This window comes from Actinoplanes utahensis (assembly GCF_016862455.1).
GTDB classification, from domain to species: Bacteria; Actinomycetota; Actinomycetes; order Mycobacteriales; family Micromonosporaceae; genus Actinoplanes; species Actinoplanes utahensis.
In genome coordinates, this window is sequence record NZ_BOMZ01000088.1 from 132769 (window position 1) to 153035 (window position 20267).

The window sequence follows — 20267 nt, forward strand, 5'->3', positions numbered from 1 at the left end:
GTCAACAAGGCGTTCCCGGGTCTTGCGCGAACCGCGAATCGGTCTCATAAAAGAGTCATGAGCGAGCTTGCGTACGAACGTCGCGGTTCCGGGCCACCGTTGGTGCTGATCCACGGCATCGGCAGCCGCCGCCAGGTGTGGGATCCGATCCTCGACGAGGCCGCCCGCCACCACGACGTGATCGCCCTCGACCTGCCCGGTTTCGGGGAGTCTCCGATGTGGCCGCCCGCGCCGCGCCCCGGATCCGTCGCCCACCTCGCCGACCGGGTCGAGTCCTTCCTGGACGACCTCGGCGTCGGCGCGTTCGAGGTGGCCGGCAACTCGCTCGGCGGCGGCATCGCCCTGGAGCTCGGCCGCCGCGGTCACGCCCGGGCCGTCACCGCCTTCGCCCCGGTCGGCTTCTGGTCGGCCGCCAGCCGCCGCTACTGCCAGGCCGTCGTCACCGCCGCCCGGGCGAGTGCCGGCCGCCTGGACGCCCACCTCCCGCGGATCATGGCGTCCACGGCGGGCCGGTCCGCGTTCTGTGTCCTTTTCTACGCCCGCCCGGGCCGCCTGGATCCGGACGACTGCGTCGCCTCGGCCCGCGCCCTGTCCGGCGCCCCCGGTTTCCCGGCGGTCCGCGACGCCTTCGGCGATCTGCGCCCCTGGACGAACGCTGCCACCGGCGGGCTGACCCGCATCCCGGTCACCATCGCCTGGGGTACGCGCGACGCCGTGCTGCCGTTCCCCCAGTCCCGGCGGGCCCGCGCCGCCCTCCCGGCCGCCCGCCACATCATGTTGCCGGGCTGCGGCCACCTGCCGTTCTCCGACGACCCCCGGGCCTGCCTGTCCGCCCTCGCCAGGCCCTGATTCAGCGGACCAGCCAGATGATCAGCATCGCCAGCAGGATGACCACCCCGGCCGCCGCCGTGACGACCCGGACCAGGATGCTCATGCTGTCGTCGGACCAGCCCGGCCGATCCGGCGGCCCGGGCGCGGTCCAGTCCCCCATCACGGTCAGCAGCCGATCCCCGGCCTGACCGAGACGGCGACGGGTCTGTCTCCCCGGATTGGACGGCACCAGCACCTCCACACGACGCCTACTCCCCGCCAGTCAACGAGCGACCGGGAAATGGGTGTCGGGACACTCGTTCGTGCTGTTTCATACGTTCATCCGAGAAGGGGACGACATGGACCGCATGGACGAACTGCACGACGCCGCGGCCGCCCTGGCGAAGGCCCGCACGGTGGTGGTCTTCACCGGCGCCGGCATGTCCGCCGAGAGCGGCGTGCCCACCTTCCGGGACGCGCTGACCGGTCTCTGGGCGCGGTACGACGCCCAGGCGCTGGCCACCCCGCAGGCGTTCGCCGACGACCCCGACCTGGTCTGGGGCTGGTACGAGTGGCGCCGCTCCCTGATCGAGCGCGTCCATCCGAACCTTGGTCACGAGGCCGTCGCCGCGATCGAGGACCGCGCCCCGCGCACCGTCGTCGTCACCCAGAACGTCGACGACCTGCACGAGCGCGCCGGCTCCCGCGCGCCGATCCATCTGCACGGCAGCTCGTTCGCCCCGCGCTGCGCCGGCTGCTCCCGCCCCGCCCCGGTCACCGCGAGCCGGGAGCCGGAGGAGGGCCGCCGCCTGGCGCCGCCCCGCTGCGGCGACTGCGGCGGCCTGATCCGCCCGGGTGTCGTCTGGTTCGGCGAGGCGCTGCCCGGCGACGCCCTGGAGGCCGCGGTCCAGGCCGCCACGGAATGCGACGTGCTGCTGACCATCGGCACGTCCGGCCTGGTCCACCCGGCCGCCGAGATCCCGGTCGTCGCCGCCCGGTTCGGCGCCACCGTCATCCAGGTCAATCCACAGCCGACCCCGCTGGACGAGGTCGCCGCGATCAGCCTGCACGGCACCGCCGCCACCGTCCTGCCCGCCCTGGTCGCCGCCGCCTGGCCGACACCGTGACCCCCGGATCGACGGAACCGAGAAGGCGGCCCGGTCGCCGCCGCCTGGCGGACACCGTGACCACCGGATCGATCAGGAATCGAGAAGGCGGCCCGGTCGCCGCCGGCTAGCGTGGGGACGACCTGATCGAAGACGGGCGAGAGGACCGGACCGCGATGAGCCCCACTCCGAAGACCGACGGATTCTCCGAGGCCGAACGCACCGCGATGAAGGAGCGCGCGGCGGAACTGAAGTCACGCTCGCGCCGGAGCAAGGCCGCCGACCGGGCGGCCGCCGACGAGAACGACGTGCTGGCGAAGATCGCCGCGATGGCGCAGCCGGACCGGGCCATCGCCGAGCGGCTGCACGCCGTCGTCACCGAGAGCGCGCCCGGGCTGGCGCCGAAGTCGTGGTACGGCCAGCCCGCCTACGCCCGCTCCGGGAGGGTGGTGTGCTTCTTCCGCAGCGGGCAGGCCGACGGGGAGCGCTACTCGACGTTCGGGTTCACCCCGCACGCCGGCCTGGACGAGGAGCACGGCATGTGGGCGACGTCGTTCGCCCTGGCCGAGTGGACCGAGCAGGGCGAGGAGACGATCCGGCGGCTGCTAACCCGGGCCGTCTAGCCGCGGGGCAGGGGGAGGTCGCGGAGCGGGCCCTTGCGGACCTTGTCGGAGCCGGTGCGGGGCAGCTCGTCGAGGATGTCGACGTACACCGGGATCTTGTACTTGGCGAGGCGGCCCGTCAGGAAGGCGGGCACGTCGCCGGGTTCCAGGTGCGCGCCCGGAGCCGGGACGACGAAGGCCCGGCCGACCTCACCCCACTTCGCGTCGGGCACGCCCACGACCGCGGCCTCGGCGACGTCCGGATGTTCGAAGATGGCGGCCTCGACCTCGGCGGGATAGACGTTCTCGCCGCCGGAGATGTACATGTCCTTGGTGCGGTCGACGATGCGGAAGTGGCCGTGCTCGTCGACGACGGCCAGGTCGCCGGAGTGGAACCAGCCGTCGGTGAAGGCGGCCTCGGTGGCTGACGGGTCGTTCCAGTAACCGGGCGTGACGTTGGGGCCGCGGACGAGGACCTCGCCCGGCTCACCGGGCGGGGCCGTGCACCGTACGTCCGCGAAGAAGACCGGAAGCCCCGCCGAACCGATATGGCGCCGGCTCTCCCGGGCTTCCAGGAACGTCGCCCCCGGCGACGTCTCGGTCATGCCGTAACCCTGGCAGAAGGCCAGGCCGCGCTCCTGATAGGTGCGGATCAGCGCCTCCGGGACAGAGGCGCCGCCGGTCATCAGGCTGCGCACCGACGACAGGTCGGCGGCCGGCCAGCGCGGTGACTGCGACAGGCCGGCGAACATGGTGGAGACGCCGAACATCCAGGTCACGCCGTGCTCGGCGATCATGTCGAAGCAGCCGTCGACGTCCCAGCCCGGCATGATCACCGAGGTGCCGCCCTTGAGGAACGTGGGCAGCAGGCACTGGTTGAGCGCGGCGACGTGGAAGAGCGGCGCGCTGACCAGGGTGACCTCGTCGCTCGCGATGTCGACGCAGACGAGCAGGTTGTAGCAGTTCCAGATGATGTTGCCGTGGGTGAGCATCGCCCCTTTGGGGTTGCCGGTCGTGCCCGAGGTGTAGAGGATGCACGCCACGTCGTCGAGCCCGGCCGGTTCGGCGGCGTGGTCCGGCTCGGCGAGGAAACCGTCGTACCGCGACATGTCGATCTTGATCGGGACGGGAGCCGTCACCGGCAGCGCGTGGATCAGCGCCACCGCCCCGCTGTGCTCCAGCTGGTAGGCGATCTCCGGCTGGGTGAGACGGAAGTTCAGCGGCACGAAGATCGCCCCGAGCGCCCACGTCGCGAACATCGTCTCCACGAACGACGGATGGTTCGGGCCGAGATAGGCGACCCGGTCACCGGGGCGGATCCCGGCGCCACGCAGGGCCGCGGCCAGGCGCGAGGTGCGTTCATACAGTTCGGCGTACGTCGTACGCCGCTCCCCGAAGATCATGGCCGTCCGCTGCGGCGACATCGCCGCCCGGCGGGCCGGCCACGACCCCAGCCCTGCGTTGCGCATCGGTTCCCTCAGGCGTAGTGACGGTAGACGGGACGGGCGACACAGGCCGGCTTGTCCGAGCCCTCCACCTCGACGGTGAAGTCGAACGTGCTCTGCACCCCGTTGCCGGCGACGTCCTCGACGCTGACCACCCGGGCGGCCAGCCGGATCCGCGCGCCGACCTTGACCGGGCTCGGGAACCGCACCTTCTCCAGGCCGTAGTTGACGCCCATCGTGATGCCGTCGACCGTGAGCAGCCCACTGAACAGTGGGATGACCAGCGACAGCGTGAGGTAACCGTGGGCGATCGGCGCCCCGAACGGCCCGGTCTTGGCCCGCTCCACATCCACGTGGATCCACTGGTGGTCGCCTGTCGCGTCGGCGAACGTGTTCACCCGCTCCTGGGTGATCTCCAGCCACTCGGAGTGGCCGAGGTCCTTGCCGATCAGGCTCTTGAGTCCGTCGAGGCCGGTGACGGTCGTGGTCATGACTGCTCCCTGAGAAGTAGACGGGCGGCGTTCTCTTTGAGGATCTTCGGGCGTACGGCGTCTTTGATGTCGAGGGTCGCGAAGTCGGCGAGCCAGCGGTCCGGGGTGAGGACCGGATAGTCGGAGCCGAAGAGCACCTTGTCCTGCAGGAGGGTGCCGGCGTACCGGACGAGCTGCGGCGGGAAGTATTTCGGTGACCAGCCGGACAGGTCGATGTGGACGTGCTCCTTGTGGGTGGCGACCGCGAGGGCCTCGTCCTGCCAGGGGAACGACGGGTGGGCCAGGATGATCCGCAGGTCCGGGAAGTCCACCGCGACGTCGTCGACGAGCATCGGGTTGGAGTACCTGAGGCGGATCCCGCCGCCGCCGCGCACCCGGGCGCCGATGCCGGTCTGGCCGGTGTGGAACAGGGCGACCGCGCCGAGTTCCTCGATCGCCTCGTAGAGCGGGTAGGCGAGCCGGTCGTCCGGGGCGAAACCCTGGAGGCTGGGGTGGAACTTGAAGCCGCGGACGCCGTGGTGCTCGACCAGCCGCCGGGCCTCCCGCACGCCCGCCCGGCCGCGATGCGGGTCGACGCTGGCGAACGGGATCAGCGTGTCCGGATGCTTCGCGCAGTCCTCGGCGATCTCCTCGTTGGCGATCCGCGGGTGCCCGGTGGCGTGCTCGGCGTCGACGGTGAAGACGACCGCGGCCATCTTGCGTTCCCGGTAGTAGGCGGCCATCTCGTCGATGGTCGGCTGGCGGTGGCCGTGCGCCTTGAAGTAGTCGGCGGAGGCGCCGAGCAGTTCGGGACTGAGCGAGGTGCGACCGTCCCGGCCGACCTCGGCGTGCGTGTGCACGTCGATGGCGACCAGCTCGTCGGCGTTCATCGCTTCGGCGCCGGGATGCCGTAGGTCTCCGGCTGGAAGTCCCAGCTCGCCGCGATCGCCTCGGCCGACCAGCCGCCCTCCTTGAACAGCACCGACTTCTCCGCCGGATGCGACCAGAGCGCCAGCTTGTCGCCGCCGATGCCGATCGCCTGGCCGGTGACGCCCTTCGACGCGTCCGAGGCCAGGAAGGTGATCAGCCCGGTGACGTCCTCGACGGTGCCGAGCCCTTCGTCGTGGCGCATCCACGCCGGGAACGGCGTGCCGGCCCGTTCGGCCTCCTCGATCGCCGGGCCGAACGCCGGGATCGTCCTGGTCATCTCGGTGGCGGCGATCGGGACGACCGCGTTCACCGTGATCTCGCTGCGGGCCAGTTCCAGCGCCCAGGTCCGGGCCATCGCGGCGATGCCGGCCTTGGCCGCCGCGTAGTTGGTCTGCCCGAAGTTGCCGCGCTGTCCGGCCGGCGAGCCGATCAGCACGATCCGGCCGCCGGTCCCCTGCTCGCGCATCCGGATCGCGGCCGCCCGGGCGCAGGTGAACGTGCCCCGCAGGTGCACCGTGACGACCGCGTCGAAGTCGTCGTCGGTCATCTTCCACAGCACCCGGTCCCGCAGGATCCCGGCGTTGGTGATCAGCACGTCCAGCCTCCCGAACGCCTCGACCGCCGCGGCGACGAGCCGTTCGGCGCTCTCGGTGTCCCCGACCGCCGCCGCCACTCCCACCGATCCGGGGATCTCCGCGACCGCCGCGTCCACCACCGCCTGGTCCACGTCGTTGACGACGACGCTCGCGCCGGCCGCCGCGAGCGCCTTGGCATACGCCAGGCCGAGCCCTCGCCCACTGCCGGTCACGATCGCGACCCTGCCGGTCAGATCCATACTCATCAACCTCTCATGGACGGGGGACGCGGTCGAGCCATCCCCTCGATCAACAGGTTTCCTGTCGATCTCGATCCTTGATGATGATCAGGTTTCCTGTCAATGGGGTAATGTGCCGCCCATGCCCTCGATGCTCTACCTCGTCAAACAGCTGGAACTCGCGGTCCGCGCCCGCCTCGACGAGGTGGTCCGCAGCCACGGCATCACCGCCCTGCAGTACACGGCGCTGACCGTCCTGGAGCGCCACGACGGCCTGTCCGCCGCCCAGCTCGCCCGCGACTCGTTCGTCACCGCCCAGTCCACCGCCGACCTGGTCCGCGCCCTGGAGTCGCGCGCCCTGATCCGCCGCGAACGCAACCCCGCCAACCGCCGCGAGCTCCTGATCCACCTCACCGGCGCCGGCCGCGCCCTGCTCGCCACCGTCGACGCCCCGGTCCGCGACCTGGAAGCCCGCATGATCGGCAAACTGACCGCCGCCCAGTCCGCCGACTTCCGCCAGTCCCTGGTCACTGCCTGGCAGTCCCTGGCCTGACCCGCCGCCGGGCGCGCCGGGAGATGCGGCCGGCGGGCCGGGGTCAGGCGGGGCGGATCGGGGTGACGGCGGGGAAGGCGGCCTCGATGTCGCGGGCCGCGGCCAGGGCGATGTGGTCACCGTGCTGGCGGGCGATCACCTGTACGCCGAGGGGTCGGCGGCCGGACAGCCCGGTCGGGACGGCCACGGCGGGCAGGCCGAGGAAGTTGGCGGTGACGAGCAGGCGGTGGGCGCGCCAGAGCGCGGTCGTGGCGGCCGGGCCGCTCAGGTCGTACCCGATCTCCGGCATCGGCTGGGTCGTCACCGGGCCGAGCACGATCGGGTACCGGCTGTGGAACCGCCGCCACGCCGCCGCGTGCACGAACCGTTCCGCCCACGCGCCCTGATAGGCGGCCGACGTGTCGAGCAGCTCGACGTCGACGATGTTGTCCTTGAAGTACCGGACCGTCCCCGCCGACAGCGGCCCCGGGAAGACACCGGGCGTGAGCAGCATCGGCGCGTTCTCGGTCGACGACAGCTGACGCCAGATCGTCGCGCACCGGTCGACGGCCGGCGGCTCCACCTCGTCGACCTCCCAGCCGGCGGCGGCCAGCGCTCCGGCCGCCGCCCGGACCGCGGCGGCCACCTCGGCGTCCACCTCGCCCCAGCCGGCCGGGTCGACGGTGACGGCGACCCGGCGCGGACCGTCGTACCCGGACGGGTGCTCCACCGTCACCGACAGCGGATCGTGGTCGTCGGCGCCGTGCATCACCCCGAAGATCAGGTCGAGGTCGGCGACCGACCTGGCGAGCGGCCCGTTCACCGCCATGTGCTGCAACGACAGCGGCACCGGCTCGACGGCGTGGCCGGGCGCGGTGACCCGTCCCGCCGACGGCCGCAGCGCGACGATCCCGGCGGCGTGGGCCGGCAGTCGCAGCGAGCCGCCGTAGTCGTTGCCGAGCCCGGCCGCCGCCATCCCGGTGGCCACCGCCACCGCGTCACCGCCACTGGACCCGCCCGGCACACGATCCGGGTCCCACGGGTTGCGCGTACGCCCGAAGAGATCGTTGTCGGTGTCCCACCGCAACCCGATGTCGGGCATGTTCCCCCGCCCGACCGGAATCGCCCCCGCCGCGAGCAGCCTGCCGACGAACGTGGCATCGGCCGCCGGCACATGGCCGGCCGCGAACGGCAGGCCCGACGTCGTCGCCGACCAGGTCAGATCGATGTTCTCCTTCACGGTGATCGGCACCCCGGCGAGCGGCCCGGGCTCCTCCCCCGCCGCGATCCGGTCGTCGAGCGCCGCCGCCGCTGTCCTGGCCTTCTCGTCGAACACCACGGTGACCGCGTTGACCCGCGGATTCACCTCCGCGATCCGGTCCAGATGCGCCTCCACCACCGCCGCCGCGCTGAACCGCCCGTCCCGCACACCCGCGGCGATCCGGCCGGCCGTCAGCTCCGTGAAGTCCATCTCACAAATCCTCTCGAAAGATCCGTCAGGCCCCGGTCAGTCCGGCAGGACGGTGCAGGTCAGGATGGTGTCGGCCAGGTGCAGGCGCTGCCGGTTGGGGATCGTCTTGACGGCCAGCCAGCGGTGCTCGCCGGTGCCGGGCGCGGGCACGAACTCGGGCGCGTCGGAACTCGCCACCGTGAGGCGCAGGGCGTGACCGGCCGGCAGGCGGTAACCGGTGTGCCCGAGATCGATCGTCACGGCGAAGGCGTCACCGGGGACGAGGATCGTCTGCTGGCCGCGGGCGATCAACCGGGCGGTTCCGTCCGGCGCCACATCGGCGAGCCGCACGAACACGTCCATCTCCGGCCCGTCGGAGCCGACGACCGCGTCCAGGCGGATCGGCCCGGCCAGGTCGAGCGGCCCGGTCACCGGTTCGGCGGTGAAGACCAGCACGTCGGCACGGCCGGCGAGGCCGCGTTCGTCCGGGAACTCGCGCAGGAACGCGAACGCGTCGGCGACCGGCGACGGCACCGGGTCGGCGGCGTCATGGATCCATGTCACGACTCCGGAGCCGGTCGCGGGAGCGCCCGGAGCGGCGGGGACGAGGATTCCGGTGGAGGCGGCGGAGAGGGTGGGACGCCAGCTCATCTCGTACGACGAGGGAAGTGGCCACACACCCGCGGCCCGCAACGCCGCGTCCCCGGAGTTGGCCAGTTGCCAGCGCACGCGCGGTATGTCGGCGTCGTGACCGCGCAGGAACACGTCGAAGAACTCGACGGCGGGCCCGAGGTAGCGGTCGGCCGTCTCGTCGACCGTGGCGGGCCGGCCGGGGGCGAAATGGCTGGTGTTCTCGTGGTCGATCGCTTCGAGGAGCAGGTACTCGTTGTGCGCCCAGGCCGGGCGGCGTTGCAGCTCACGATGGTCGGACCACTGCCAGGGCGCGCAGTTGTCCCACCAGCCGATGGTCATCAGCACCGGCACGGCCGGTGCGTCGAACGGGCTCCCGGCGGGGAAGCGCCGCAGCCCGACCGGGTACGGGAACCACAGGTCGTAGGACGCGGACCGGCTGCCGACCGCGGTGAAGAACTCCTCGACCTGGGCCGCGAGGGGCCGCCGGGTCCAGTCGATCTGCCAGTCGAGGATGTCCCGGTCGTGGAACATCGACAGCGGGTAGAACCGGTGCACCGACATCTCCACGTCGTGGGTGCGCTGCCCCGGCACGGGCGCCGGCAGTTCACCGAGGCGGGTGCCGGTGACCCGGGGAACCATCGCCTTGAGCGCCCGGTGCCCGGTGGACGCCGCCGCCCACTGGGTGTAGCCGTAGTACGAGTCGCCCCACATCCCGACGGTCCCGTCGGACCACGGCTGGTTGATCACCCAGTCGAGGGTGTCGTACCCGTCGTAGGCCTCGTTGACGAACAGCAGCGTCTCGCCCTCGGAGCGGAACTTGCCGCGGACGTCCTGCACGACCATCCGGTAGCCACGGGCGGTGAAGTACGCGGCGATCTGCGGCATGAACGTGTACTCGCCGCACTTGTCGTACGGCAGCCGGGTGAGGATCGTCGGCCCCGGCTCCGGGGTGGCGGGCAGATAGACGTCGGTGGCGAGGCGGACCCCGTCCCGCATCCGCACCATGTACTGGGTGGCGTCCGGGGACAGCGGCCCCGGCCCGGTCCGCTGCACCGAGATGCTCGTCAGTGCCGGCTTGGACATGCCTTCCCCGCCCTCGCCTGCGGTGTCGTTGTCGGGTGCGGGTGGCTGCCGCTCGGTGCGGTCAGTCATGTCAGAGGACCTCGAAGAAGCGGATGCAGACCTGGCCGTTCTCCCCGCGGGCCAGTCCCACGAAGACGGACGAGGCCAGCCAGCGGTGGGCGGGGGCGTCGGTGTGGAAGACCGGGCTGGTCCGGTAGTAGTACTCGGTCTCCGGCAGGTCCTCCCCCGCCTCGATCCGGGCATCGATCTCCGGCGTGGCCCGCCAGAACCCCCGGTTGTGGATGTCGATCACCGCACCGTCGGACGCCTGCAGGAGGTAGCGGGCGTCCAGCGCGGTCACGTCGCCACTGGTGGTCGACCAGTCGCCGCCGCCGGCGAGGACCTTGCCGGTGAGCCGTGGCCCGTCGACAGTGCCGCCGGTGATCGGCGTGAACATCAGCCCACCGTCGATGAGCAGGGTCTCGGCGACGTCGACCCGGGCCTCGAACGCGAAGACCAACCGCGGGTCAGGCAGCTCGAACATGAACATCCTCGTTTTCTATTCCGAAATGACAATCAATTAGTCTGGTGCTGGTACTCGGTGCTGGCTCACGGCCGCCGCGACAGCACGGGGAAGCAGCCGCAGAGAAGGAGAGGCCTCGTGGGACGTCCGAGCATGGCCGCGGAGAGGACCGAGCAGATCATGCAGGCGACCGCCCGCTGCCTGCAGAAACACGGTCTCGCCGGGACGACCCTGGAGCGGGTGTCCGAGGAGTCCGGGCTGAGCCGCAGCCACGTCCGGCACTACGTCGGCAACCGGGACGACCTGCTGCGCCGGTTCGCGACCTGGCTGTACACCGGGTACGAGGCCGAGTTCATCGGCAGGGTCGCGGAGGCGCCGGCCCGGGAGAAGCTGCCGATCGTGATGGACTACCTGTTCAGCAGCGGGTTCCTGCCGATCAGCGACGACGACACGGTGATCCGCGAGCTGATCACCGCGGGGATCGCCGACGACGGCATCCGGGCCACCATGCAGGCGCACTACACGCAGGCGGTGCAGGCGGTCGAGGACGCGGTCGCCGCCGAGTACCCGGCCGCCTCGCCCGGCGCCCGGCGCACCACCGCGTACGGGCTGTGGTGCCTGGCGATGGGCAACTCGATGATGGCCGAGCTCCAGCTCCCGGCCGCGGCCGGCGGACTGGTCCGGGCCTCCGCCGAGTCCCTGCTGGAACGCCTCAGTCACGGCTGACCGCCCGGGTGGGCGTCCAGCCCGCCCGGGGCACCGACGCGACGAGCCGCCGGGTGTACTCGTGCTCCGGCGCGCCGAGCACCCGCGCGACCGGCCCCGCCTCGACCACCTTCCCGCGCGACATCACGACCACGTCCTCGCAGACGTGCCGGACCACGGACAGGTCGTGGGTGATGAACAGGTAGGCCACCCCCGTGGCGGCCCGCGCGTCCACCAGCAGGTTCAGGATCTGCGCCTGGATCGACACGTCCAGCGCGGCGACGGCCTCGTCCAGCACGAGCAGCCGCGGCTCCGCGGCGAGCGCCCGGGCGATGGCGACCCGCTGCCGCTGCCCGCCGGACAGGTGCCGGGGCAGCGCGTCGCCGAGGGCGCGGTCCAGCCCGACCAGGTCGAGCAGTTCGGCCGTCCGGGAGCGGTCCTTGCGGTGGTGGGCGAGCACCTCGTCGAGGCAGCCGCGCACGGTCTGCCGCCGATCGAGGCTCTGGTACGGGTCCTGGAACACCATCTGGACGCTCCCGCGCAGCTCGACCGTGCCGGAGGTGGCCTTCTCCAGGCCGGTGACGATCCGCGCGCAGGTGGTCTTGCCGGATCCGGACTCGCCGACCACGGCGAGGGATCCGCCCTCGCGGACGGCGAAGCTGACCCCGTCCACCGCGACCACGCCTGTGAACTCCTTCCGCAGGTCGCGGACTTCCAGGATCACCGGGCCTCCAACAGGTGACAGGCGGCCGAGCCGTCGAAGACCGGCCGGACCTCCCGGCATCGGGCTTCGGCGTGCGGGCAGCGGTCGGCGAAGACGCAGCCGGGTGGCGCGGTCAGAGCGGACTGCGGGACGCCGGGGACGGTCCGCAGCCTCTCCCCCGGCGCGACGGCGCCGGGGCGCGAGTTCAGGAGCGCCCGGGTGTACGGGTGACGCGCGCCCGCATGCAGCGCGGCGGCCGGCAGGACCTCGACGATCTCCCCCGCGTACATGACGGCGATCCGGTCGCAGACGGCGGCGGCCAGTTCCAGGTCGTGGGTGATGAACATCAGCGCCACCTGCCGGGCGGCGCGCTGCTCGTTGAGGATCGCCACCACCTCCTCCTGGGTGGTCACGTCCAGGGCGGTGGTCGGCTCGTCGGCGAGGATCAGCCGCGGCCCGGTCAGCAGGGCGGCCGCGATCACCACGCGCTGGAGCAGGCCGCCGCTCAACTCGTACGGCCGCTGATGGAGCCGGCGCACCGCATCGCCGATGCCGACCTCGGACAGGGCGCGGGCCGCCCGCCGCGTCGCCTCGGTCCGGCCGACGCCCTGGTCCCGGAGCACTTCGGTGAGGAAGTCGCCGATCGTGCGCACCGGGTTGACCACCGCGCGCGGGTCCTGGAACACCATCGCGACGTCCCGGGACCGCATCCGCCGCAGCCCGGCCGCGTCGAGCGAGGAGACGTCCACGCCGTCGAACCGCACCGCGCCCTCGGTCCGGGAGCCGGGCGGCAGCAGCCGGACCACCGACTTGACGGTCATCGACTTGCCCGATCCGGACTCGCCGACCAGGCCGACCGCCTCCCCGGCCGCCACCTCGAGGGTGACACCGCGCAGGATCGGTGTGCCGCCCACGCGCAGCCGCAGGTCATCGAACTGGAGCATGATCGCCTCCGAACCGGGTGGCCAGCCGTTCCGCGACGGCGGTGAAGGCGACCACGGTGATCACCACCGCGACCGCGGCCGCGATGGACTGCTGCGGGAAGCCCGCCAGGATGGACGGCTGACCGTTGGCGATCATCAGTCCCCAGTCCGCGGCGGGCGGTTGCAGGCCCAGGCCGAGGAACGAGATCGAGGCCAGGTCGATCATCGCGTAGCCGAAGCCGATCGCGGCCTGGACCATCAGCAACGGCGCCAGGTTGGGCACCAGGTGCCGCACGCAGATGTGCCAGCCGGAGAAGCCCTGCACGCGCAGCGCCTCGATGTAGGGCAGGTTCCGTTCGCGCAGCGCGGCGGCCCGCATGACCCGGGCGATGACCGGCACGAACGCGAGCGACAGCGCGGCGACCGGGGTGACGAAGCCGCTGCCGAAGAGGGCGGCCACGGTGATCGCCAGGACCAGGCCGGGGAACGCGAACAGCACGTCGAGGGTCCGGGAGATCAGCGCGTCGAACCAGCCACCGAACCAGGCCGCGGTGATCGCGAGGATCGCACCGGCCGTCCCGGCGGCGAGGATCACGATCAGCGGGCCGGCCAGGCTGGTCCGGGCGCCGTGGATCAGCCGGGAGAACAGGTCCCGGCCGAGATCGTCGGTCCCGAGAAGGTGCCGCGCCGAGAGCGGGGCGTGCGCGTTCAGCGGATCCAGCGCGTCGGGGTCGTACGGGGCGATCCAGGGCGCGAAGATCGCGACGAGAACGATCAGGGCGCAGAACAGACCGGCGACCGGCGCGGCCCCGCGCTTGGCCGCCGGCTTCCGCAGCGGCATCGGAATCGACATGGCGCTCATACCGCCCCCGCACGGGCCAGACGCGGGTCGAGCACCGCGTTCAGCACGTCGACCAGCATGTTGACCAGCACGAACACCGTCACCAGCAACAACGACAGCGCCTGCACCACGACCATGTCCTGCCGGGCCGCGCTCTGCACCAGCAGCGACCCCAGGCCGGCCACCCCGAACGCCTGCTCGGCCACCGCCGTCGCCGCGAACAGCCCGGCCACCGTCACCCCGGAGACCGCGACGATCGGCGGGGCGGCGTTGCGCAGCACGTGCCGGCGCAACACGGTCCAGCGGGGCAGCCCGCGCACCCGGGCGGCGGCGACGTGGTCGGCGGCGAGTTCGGCGCGGACCTCGGTGCGGGTGATCCGGCTGACGTAGGCGAGGTAACCGCCGCTGAGCGCCAGCGCCGGCAGCGTCAGGTGGTGGATCCGGTCGGTGAACCCGGTACCGGACCCGTAGACCGGGAACCAGGACAGGGTGGTCGCGAAGAGCCAGATCAGCAGGATGGCGGCGACGAACGCGGGCGCGGCCATCAGCACCGTCGTGATCACAGTCAGCGCCTGATCGACCCGCCGGCCGCCGACGGCGGCGACGACGCCCGCGGTGACCCCGAGGAGCAGGATCAGCAGGCCGGCGTACGCGACCAGCAGCACCGTGTTCCCGATCCGCGCCCCGATCAGCGCCGTCACCGGCTCCTTGAGCACCATCGAGGTGCCCGGGTCGCCGCTGAGCAGGCCGGACAGCCAGTGCCAGTACTGCACCGGGAACGGGTCGTCGAGGTGGTACCGCGCGCGGATCTCGGCCAGCGCCGCCGGGTCGGGCTGATGCCCGCCGGCGAGGAGGCTCGCCCGGGTCACCGGGCGCCAGGTACAGCGCCGCGAAGATGATCAGGCTGGCCACCGCCACGGTGCCGGCCACTCCGGCGAGCTTGCGCGCCAGGAACCCGGTCATGCTTTCCCGACCAGTGCGGCCCACGAGGAACTGATGTACGAGAACGACGCGGGCGCCCCGGTGATCCGCTTGTTGAGGAACAGCCGGTTGTACGAGCCGGCCAGGGTGATCTGGAGCTTCGCCGGGCCGTACACCGCCTGGGCCGCGACGAACCTCTCCGCCGACTTCACCGGATCGGTCTCGGACACCGCCGCGGTGAGGTCCCGGGTGACCCCGGCGTCGTCGTAGCCGGTCCAGTTGAACGGCGCGCCCGGCAGCACGAAGCCCGGCGCGTAGTAGAGCGCGCCCGGCACCTCGAGATAGCCGGTCGTGGCGATCAGGTCGATGCCCCTGCGCAGCGTGGGGTCGTAGAACAGCCCGGAGAACTCGGCCGGCTGCAACTGCTTCACGGTCAGGTTCAGGCCGATCTGCCGGGCGGCGGCCTGCGCGATCGTCGCGGTCTGCAGCAGCGACTGCTCGCCGGCCGGCAGCGCGATCACCAGGTCCGCCCGGCTCGGCGCGGCCTCGGCGACCAGCTTCTTCGCCGCTTCCAGGTCGGCTTTCGCGGTGTCCGGCAGGGCCGCGTACCCGGCGTCGTAGACGGCCTTGGCGGGGCTGCCCTGCCAGGCCAGCGGCGGGGTGAAGGTCTTCAGCGGCGTGCCGGCGCCCTTGAGCACGCTGGTGACGAACGACGTCTTGTCGATGGCCAGGTCGAGGGCCCGCCGGATCCTCGGGTCGGCGGCCGGCCCGTCCGCGGCGACCGCGCCGAGGCTGTACGTCTCGGTGCTCGGCCCGAAGTACAGCCTCCCGGCGTCGGAGCGTTGCAGGGCGGCGATGCTGCCGACCGGGGCGCCGTAGACGCCGTCCACCTCGCCGGACAGCAGGGCGCTGGTCAGCGTGCTGCTGTCGGTGAGGAAGACGAAGTCGAAGGCGGCCGCCCGGGCCTTCCGGCTCGCGTCCCAGTAGCCGTCGTTGCGGACCAGGCTGATCCGCTGACCGTTCTGCCAGCTCGCGAGCTTGAACGGGCCGGTGCACATCAGGCCGCCGGTGGCCGTACCGAGAGCCTGTCCGGCTTTCCGGGTGTACTCCTTCTGCATGATCGCGCCGGGCACCCCGGCCAGGTTCGGGACGAACTGCATGTCCGGCGCCCGGAACCGGACGGTGACCTCGAGGTCGCCGGTCCGGTCGATCGAGGAGACGTTGGTGAAGACGTGCGCGGCGTAGGACGCCGTCTTCGGGTCCCGGTTGCGGTCGAGGCTGTAGACGACGTCGTCGGCGGTGAGCTTCGTGCCGTCCCAGAAGGTGACCCCGTCACGGACCGTGATCACCACGGTGGTCGGGTCCTTCTGGACGACCGCGCCGGCCAGGCCGGGGGCGGTGGAGAAGTCGGTGCCGAGCCGCAGCAGGCTCTCGCAGAGGTTGGTGCCGACCGTGTTGGCCGAGTAGTCGCCGGTGCGGGCCGGGTCGAGGGAGGCGGGTTCGCCGGAGGGCAGCGCCCAGGTCACCTTCGCCACCTCGCCGGTGGCGGCGGGGGTGGTCTCGGCCAGGGCGATCACCGGCGCGGTCGTCCGGTCGCCTGACAGGCTGCCCGAGCAGGCGGTCAGGGACAGGCCGAGCAGCAGCGCGGCAGAGGTGGATATGAGCTTCACAGTTCCCCCTGAGCGGGCGGTGTGGTGTCCGCCTCACTTTCCGCGCCGGGCCATAGATTGTCAATCCTGGAAATCAACTATTAACTGCACTGGTAGCGGGGGTATCGTGCTGACTAAGAACCGCCGAGACCCTTGGGTGGGTGCTGGCGACGCCGATCAGTCCGGCATGCGAACGAGCGGGTTCCTGCGCCACCTGTGGTGGATCTGGCTGGTGCTCGCGTCGACGGCGGCGGCGGCGTACGTGGTGCTGCCCTTCAACGCCGCCACCCGCTGGGTGTACGTGCTGCTCAACTGCCTCGCACCGATCGCCACCTGGATCGGCCTGGCCCGCAACGCCCCGCGCCGGCGGCTCGGCTGGCAGGTCATCGTGGCCGGGCTGGCGCTGTCCGGCGTCGGCGACGTCGTCTTCGCCGGCTACACCTCCCGCGGCCTCACCCCGCCGTTCCCGTCCGCCGCCGACGGCTTCTACCTGCTCGCCCACCTGGCCATCGCGGCCGGCGCGGCGATCCTGGCGGCCCGCTCCGGCCGGACCGCGTTCCTCGACTCGGCGGTCATCCTCGCCCCGTTCGCCAGCATCGGCTGGCTGCTCGTGGTGAACCCGCTGGTCACCGAGGGCGGCACCGCGCTCGCCCGGTTCGTCGCGGTCGCCGCCCCGGCCGGCACGCTCGTCGTGCTCTACTGCGCCCTCGCGCTCGCCCTCGGCGTGGAACTACGCGCCCCCGGGGTCCGCTGGCTGCTGGGCGGGCTGATCGCCTGGTTCGTCTCGGACGCTCTCTACACGCACGAGAGTCTGACCGGAACGTACGTCGAAGGGAAGTTGATCGACCTGGGCTGGATGGCGATGCCGATCCTGATCGCCACGGCCGGCCTGCACCCGTCGATGGTCTACACCACGCCGCGGCGCTCGTCGGTCACCACCCTCACCGTGCACCGGGCGCTGCTGCTGTTCGGCGCCGCGCTCGTGCTGCCCACCCTGCACCTGGTCTGGCAACCCGCCTCGGCCGGCCCCCTCGTCATCGGCGCCTGGGTGTCGGTCGCCCTGGTCGCGCTGCGGCTCATCACCCCGATCCACGACCTGGCCCGCCGGGTCGGCCACGACGCGCTCACCGGCCTGGCCAACCGGGCCCTGCTGATGGACCGGCTCGCGCTGGCCTGCGCGTCCCTGCCGGACGACGGCGAGACCCGGGTCGGGCTGCTCTTCTGCGACCTCGACCACTTCAAGAACGTCAACGACAGCCTCGGCCACGACGCCGGCGACCAGCTGCTGGTCGCCATCGCCGGCCGGTTGCGCGCCGCGGTCCGCCCCGGCGACGTGGTGTGCCGGCTCGGCGGCGACGAGTTCGTCATCCTGATGCCGGCCGTCAGCGAGGAGGAGGCCGGCGCCGTCGCCGACCGGGTCGCCGCCGACCTGGGGCAGCCGCTGCGGCTCGCCGACGGCAGCGACTTCTTCGCCTCGCTGTCGATCGGGCTGCGCACCACCCAGGCACTCAACGCCGACCCGGAGACCCTGCTCCAGGACGCGGACACCGCGATGTACCAGGCCAAGGCCGCCGGCCGGGGCCGGACGGTGCGGTTCGACGCGCACAGCCGGACCGAGGCCGCCCTGCGGCTGCGGCGCGACGCCGACTTCCGGCGGGCCCTCACCCATCCGGGTGAGCTGTTCTGCGTCTACCAGCCGGTGTTCCGGGTCGACGACGGCGCCCTCGTCTCGGTGGAGGCGCTCGCCCGCTGGCAGCACCCCACCGACGGGATCCTGATGCCCGCCGCGTTCGTGCCGGTCGCCGAGGCCACCGGCACGGTCGGCCAGTTCTTCGCCGTCGTCCTGGACCAGTCCCTGCACGAGCAGCGGACCTGGTACAACCGGACCGGCAGGTGGGTGCCGATCGCGGTCAACCTGTCGCCGCGGCAGCTCGACCCCGGCACCGCCGAGGTGGTCCTCGCCGCCCTGGAGCGGACCGGCACCCCCGCGCACGCGCTCACCCTGGAGCTCACCGAGATGGGCCTGGCCATGCCGGAGACCGTCGAGGCCGCGCTCGGACCGCTGCGCCGGGCCGGGGTGCGGATCGCCGTCGACGACTTCGGCACCGGCTACTCGTCGATGGCGCGGGTCGCCGACCACGGCTGGGACATCATCAAGATCGACCACACGTTCGTCAACGGGATCGCGCGTGACCCGGCCCGGCGTGCGCTGGCGGACGCGATGATCGGGATGGCGCACGCGCTCGGGATGGCGTCGCTGGCCGAGGGCGTGGACGACGGCGCCGACCTGGCGGTGCTGCGGGAGCTGGGCTGCGAGTACGCGCAGGGGTACCTGCTGGCCCACCCGATCGACGCCACCGGCATCACCGAGATGCTCACCGCCGTCCCCCAGCGGGTGTAGTCCGGGCTTTCGTGGTGACTCCGGCCGCCATGCGCGCCCGAGGTCACCACGCTGGTTCGGGGTCAGTGTTTGAACTCGGCGACGATTCCGGTCAGGTCCGAGGCCAGGCGGGTCAGCTCGTCGGCGGCCTGCTGCGTGGTCCGGGCGCCCTCGGCGGTGTTCGCCGCCACCCCGGCGACCCCGGAGACGGTCCGCGCCACGTCCCCGCTGTTGCCCGCGGCCTCCGCCACCGACCGGCTCATCTCGGTCGTCGTCGCGGTCTGCTCCTCCACCGCCGACGCGATCGTCGTCGTGTAGTCCCCGATCATCCCGATCACCTCGGTGATCTCGCCGATCGCCGTGGCCGCCGCCTCGCTGGATCGCTGGATCGCCCCGATCCGGGCGGTGATCTCCTCGGTGGCCCGTGCCGTCTGCTGCGCCAGCTCCTTCACCTCGCCGGCCACCACCGCGAACCCCTTGCCCAGCTCACCGGCCCGGGCCGCCTCGATCGTGGCGTTCAGCGCGAGCAGGTTCGTCTGCTCGGCGATGCTGGTGATCAGCTTGACCACCTCGCCGATCTCGGCGCTGGCCGAACCCAGCTCGCCGACCTGCGCGTTGGTCCGCTCCGCCACCGACATCGCCCGGGTGGTGACCTGCGCGGCCTGGCTGGCGTTGGAGGCGATCTCGCTGATCGACGCGCTCATCTCCTCCGCGCCCGCCGCGATCGACTGCACCCCGACGTTGACCTCCTCGGAGGCGCGGGCCGCGGTGTTGGCCTGGCTCTCGGCGTCGCCCGCCCCGGACTGCAGCTGCGCGCTGACCGCGGCCAGCTCCTCGGCCGCGGCGGCCAGGCTCTGCGCGGTCTGCGACATCCGGCCGCCGATCACCTCCCGCAGCCGGCCGGTGGTCGCGTTCAGGGCGGTGGCCAGTCTGCCCAGCTCGTCCCGGCTGTGGACGTCGGCGACGGCGGTCAGGTCGCCCTTCTCGACCCGGCGCAACGCGACCACGACCGTGGCGAGCGGGCCGCTCACCGACCGGGCCACGAACACCCCGACGGCGAGGGCCAGAGCGAGGCCGGCGACCAGGATGGCGATCAGCAGATTGCGGGACGACCGGTACGTGGCCTCGGCTTCGTCGGCGCTGGCCGTCGCCTGTGCCGTCTCGAGCGCCTCCAGTGCTCCGAGGGCGTCGCTGACCTTGTCGAAAGCCGGGTCGAACCGCTCCCTCTCGGCCGCGGCCACCCGGCTCGTCTGCTGTGCCCGGCTCGCCGGGAGCACCTCGCCGTCCGCGACTGCCAGCATCGCCTCGAACGCCGTGCCGAACTCCTGCCGGGCGGCCTGCTCCTCGGCGGTCCCCGCCCCCGCGGCGTAGGCCTCCCACAGGCGGTCCAGCTCGTCACGGAACTCGGTGATCTCCTGCTCGCGGGCCTGCATCTCGGCCGGATCGGTGGAGATCACATGCCGCAGGACCGTCCCGCGGATCTCGTTGACCAGCCCGTCGATCTCCGCCAGCTCGCTCATCGGCAACAGGTTGCGCTCGTAGATGCCGCCGCCCGCCTCGTCGACCGCACCCAGCTTGACGATCCCGACCCCGCCGGCCACAGCCGCGGCCAGCGCGGCGACCAGCACCGCGCACAACACCTTCACCATGACCGGCAGGTCGGACCATCCGGATCTACGCGCCATTGCTCCAGCCAATACCGCGAAGACACGTTCGTGAGCCGGAATCACGAAATCCGGCCGTCTCGCCCTCCTCGTTCGGTGTGCGG

The 20267-nt window shown here is 72.2% G+C and carries 20 protein-coding genes; 6 read left to right on the forward strand and 14 right to left on the reverse strand.

The genetic code is table 11. The features are described 5' to 3' along the window. The first annotated feature begins 57 nt into the window (after window positions 1-57). The gene (locus Aut01nite_RS31145; RefSeq protein ID WP_043525206.1) at window positions 58-849 is read left to right on the forward strand and encodes an alpha/beta fold hydrolase; all 792 of its coding nucleotides are present in this window, start codon (window positions 58-60) and stop codon (window positions 847-849) included. Between the two features lies 1 nt (window position 850). Here the strand turns inward: Aut01nite_RS31145 and Aut01nite_RS31150 are convergent, their stop codons facing one another. Further along, the gene (locus tag Aut01nite_RS31150) at window positions 851-1060 is read right to left on the reverse strand and encodes a hypothetical protein (RefSeq protein WP_152628705.1); all 210 of its coding nucleotides are present in this window, start codon (window positions 1058-1060) and stop codon (window positions 851-853) included. A 118-nt stretch (window positions 1061-1178) separates the two neighbouring features. Between Aut01nite_RS31150 and Aut01nite_RS31155 the strand changes: the two genes are divergently transcribed. Together Aut01nite_RS31155 and Aut01nite_RS31160 are read left to right on the forward strand one after the other, a co-directional pair. Next, entirely contained in the window at window positions 1179-1937 is a 759-nt protein-coding gene (locus Aut01nite_RS31155; RefSeq protein ID WP_043525345.1) for an SIR2 family NAD-dependent protein deacylase, read from the forward strand. Window positions 1938-2092: 155 nt separating this feature from the next. After that, window positions 2093-2539, forward strand: a complete 447-nt coding sequence (locus tag Aut01nite_RS31160; RefSeq protein WP_052163743.1) for a DUF1801 domain-containing protein — start codon at window positions 2093-2095, stop codon at window positions 2537-2539. On the opposite strand, the gene Aut01nite_RS31165 is transcribed toward Aut01nite_RS31160, so the two are convergent. The 4 genes from Aut01nite_RS31165 to Aut01nite_RS31180 are packed head-to-tail and all read right to left on the reverse strand — an operon-like array spanning window position 2536 to window position 6204. After that, the gene (locus Aut01nite_RS31165; RefSeq protein WP_043525203.1) at window positions 2536-3987 is read right to left on the reverse strand and encodes an acyl-CoA synthetase; all 1452 of its coding nucleotides are present in this window, start codon (window positions 3985-3987) and stop codon (window positions 2536-2538) included. The genes Aut01nite_RS31160 and Aut01nite_RS31165 overlap by 4 nt on opposite strands. Window positions 3988-3995: 8 nt before the next feature. Beyond that, on the reverse strand, window positions 3996-4454 hold the full coding sequence (locus Aut01nite_RS31170; RefSeq protein WP_043525202.1) for a MaoC family dehydratase: 459 nt from the start codon (window positions 4452-4454) through the stop codon (window positions 3996-3998). Continuing rightward, a complete protein-coding gene (locus Aut01nite_RS31175) occupies window positions 4451-5323 on the reverse strand; it encodes an amidohydrolase family protein (protein ID WP_043525201.1) in 873 nt (290 codons plus the stop codon). Before Aut01nite_RS31175 ends, Aut01nite_RS31170 begins: the two co-directional genes overlap by 4 nt. After that, window positions 5320-6204 (reverse strand): SDR family oxidoreductase, encoded by an 885-nt coding sequence (locus tag Aut01nite_RS31180; RefSeq protein WP_425551450.1) that lies wholly within the window; start codon window positions 6202-6204, stop codon window positions 5320-5322. Before Aut01nite_RS31180 ends, Aut01nite_RS31175 begins: the two co-directional genes overlap by 4 nt. Before the next feature lie 115 nt (window positions 6205-6319). On the opposite strand from Aut01nite_RS31180, the gene Aut01nite_RS31185 reads away from it, so the two are divergent. Next, window positions 6320-6730: a MarR family winged helix-turn-helix transcriptional regulator gene (locus tag Aut01nite_RS31185; RefSeq protein ID WP_043525198.1), complete on the forward strand. Its 411-nt coding sequence runs from the start codon at window positions 6320-6322 to the stop codon at window positions 6728-6730. Between the two features lie 43 nt (window positions 6731-6773). Here Aut01nite_RS31185 and Aut01nite_RS31190 read toward each other — a convergent pair whose 3' ends face one another. The 3 genes from Aut01nite_RS31190 to Aut01nite_RS31200 are packed head-to-tail and all read right to left on the reverse strand — an operon-like array spanning window position 6774 to window position 10398. Further along, complete coding sequence (locus tag Aut01nite_RS31190) at window positions 6774-8180, reverse strand: amidase (RefSeq protein ID WP_043525197.1); 1407 nt, start codon at window positions 8178-8180, stop codon at window positions 6774-6776. Window positions 8181-8216: 36 nt separating this feature from the next. Beyond that, window positions 8217-9944 carry a CocE/NonD family hydrolase gene (locus tag Aut01nite_RS31195; protein WP_152628704.1) on the reverse strand — a complete coding sequence of 576 codons (1728 nt, stop codon included), beginning with the start codon at window positions 9942-9944 and terminating at the stop codon, window positions 8217-8219. A 1-nt stretch (window position 9945) separates the two neighbouring features. Next, window positions 9946-10398, reverse strand: coding sequence for a DUF3237 domain-containing protein (locus tag Aut01nite_RS31200; RefSeq protein WP_043525343.1), 453 nt, complete (start codon window positions 10396-10398; stop codon window positions 9946-9948). A gap of 117 nt (window positions 10399-10515) precedes the next feature. On the opposite strand from Aut01nite_RS31200, the gene Aut01nite_RS31205 reads away from it, so the two are divergent. Then, window positions 10516-11103, forward strand: a complete 588-nt coding sequence (locus Aut01nite_RS31205) for a TetR/AcrR family transcriptional regulator (protein WP_152628703.1) — start codon at window positions 10516-10518, stop codon at window positions 11101-11103. Here the strand turns inward: Aut01nite_RS31205 and Aut01nite_RS31210 are convergent. From Aut01nite_RS31210 to Aut01nite_RS31230, 5 genes are all read right to left on the reverse strand, one after another. Beyond that, window positions 11090-11806, reverse strand: coding sequence for an ABC transporter ATP-binding protein (locus Aut01nite_RS31210; RefSeq protein WP_043525196.1), 717 nt, complete (start codon window positions 11804-11806; stop codon window positions 11090-11092). The genes Aut01nite_RS31205 and Aut01nite_RS31210 overlap by 14 nt on opposite strands. After that, window positions 11803-12729 carry an ABC transporter ATP-binding protein gene (locus Aut01nite_RS31215; RefSeq protein WP_043525194.1) on the reverse strand — a complete coding sequence of 309 codons (927 nt, stop codon included), beginning with the start codon at window positions 12727-12729 and terminating at the stop codon, window positions 11803-11805. Before Aut01nite_RS31215 ends, Aut01nite_RS31210 begins: the two co-directional genes overlap by 4 nt. After that, on the reverse strand, window positions 12713-13561 hold the full coding sequence (locus tag Aut01nite_RS31220; RefSeq protein ID WP_236642704.1) for an ABC transporter permease: 849 nt from the start codon (window positions 13559-13561) through the stop codon (window positions 12713-12715). Before Aut01nite_RS31220 ends, Aut01nite_RS31215 begins: the two co-directional genes overlap by 17 nt. Window positions 13562-13566: 5 nt before the next feature. Continuing rightward, on the reverse strand, window positions 13567-14418 hold the full coding sequence (locus tag Aut01nite_RS31225) for an ABC transporter permease (protein ID WP_201775515.1): 852 nt from the start codon (window positions 14416-14418) through the stop codon (window positions 13567-13569). Between the two features lie 90 nt (window positions 14419-14508). Continuing rightward, window positions 14509-16140, reverse strand: coding sequence for an ABC transporter substrate-binding protein (locus Aut01nite_RS31230; protein ID WP_052163740.1), 1632 nt, complete (start codon window positions 16138-16140; stop codon window positions 14509-14511). A 166-nt stretch (window positions 16141-16306) separates the two neighbouring features. Here Aut01nite_RS31230 and Aut01nite_RS31235 point away from each other — a divergent pair, with 166 nt between their 5' ends. After that, a complete protein-coding gene (locus tag Aut01nite_RS31235; RefSeq protein WP_043525192.1) occupies window positions 16307-18520 on the forward strand; it encodes a putative bifunctional diguanylate cyclase/phosphodiesterase in 2214 nt (737 codons plus the stop codon). Window positions 18521-18582: 62 nt separating this feature from the next. On the opposite strand, the gene Aut01nite_RS31240 is transcribed toward Aut01nite_RS31235, so the two are convergent. Next, window positions 18583-20184, reverse strand: a complete 1602-nt coding sequence (locus tag Aut01nite_RS31240) for a methyl-accepting chemotaxis protein (RefSeq protein WP_043525191.1) — start codon at window positions 20182-20184, stop codon at window positions 18583-18585. Window positions 20185-20267: the final 83 nt, after the last annotated feature.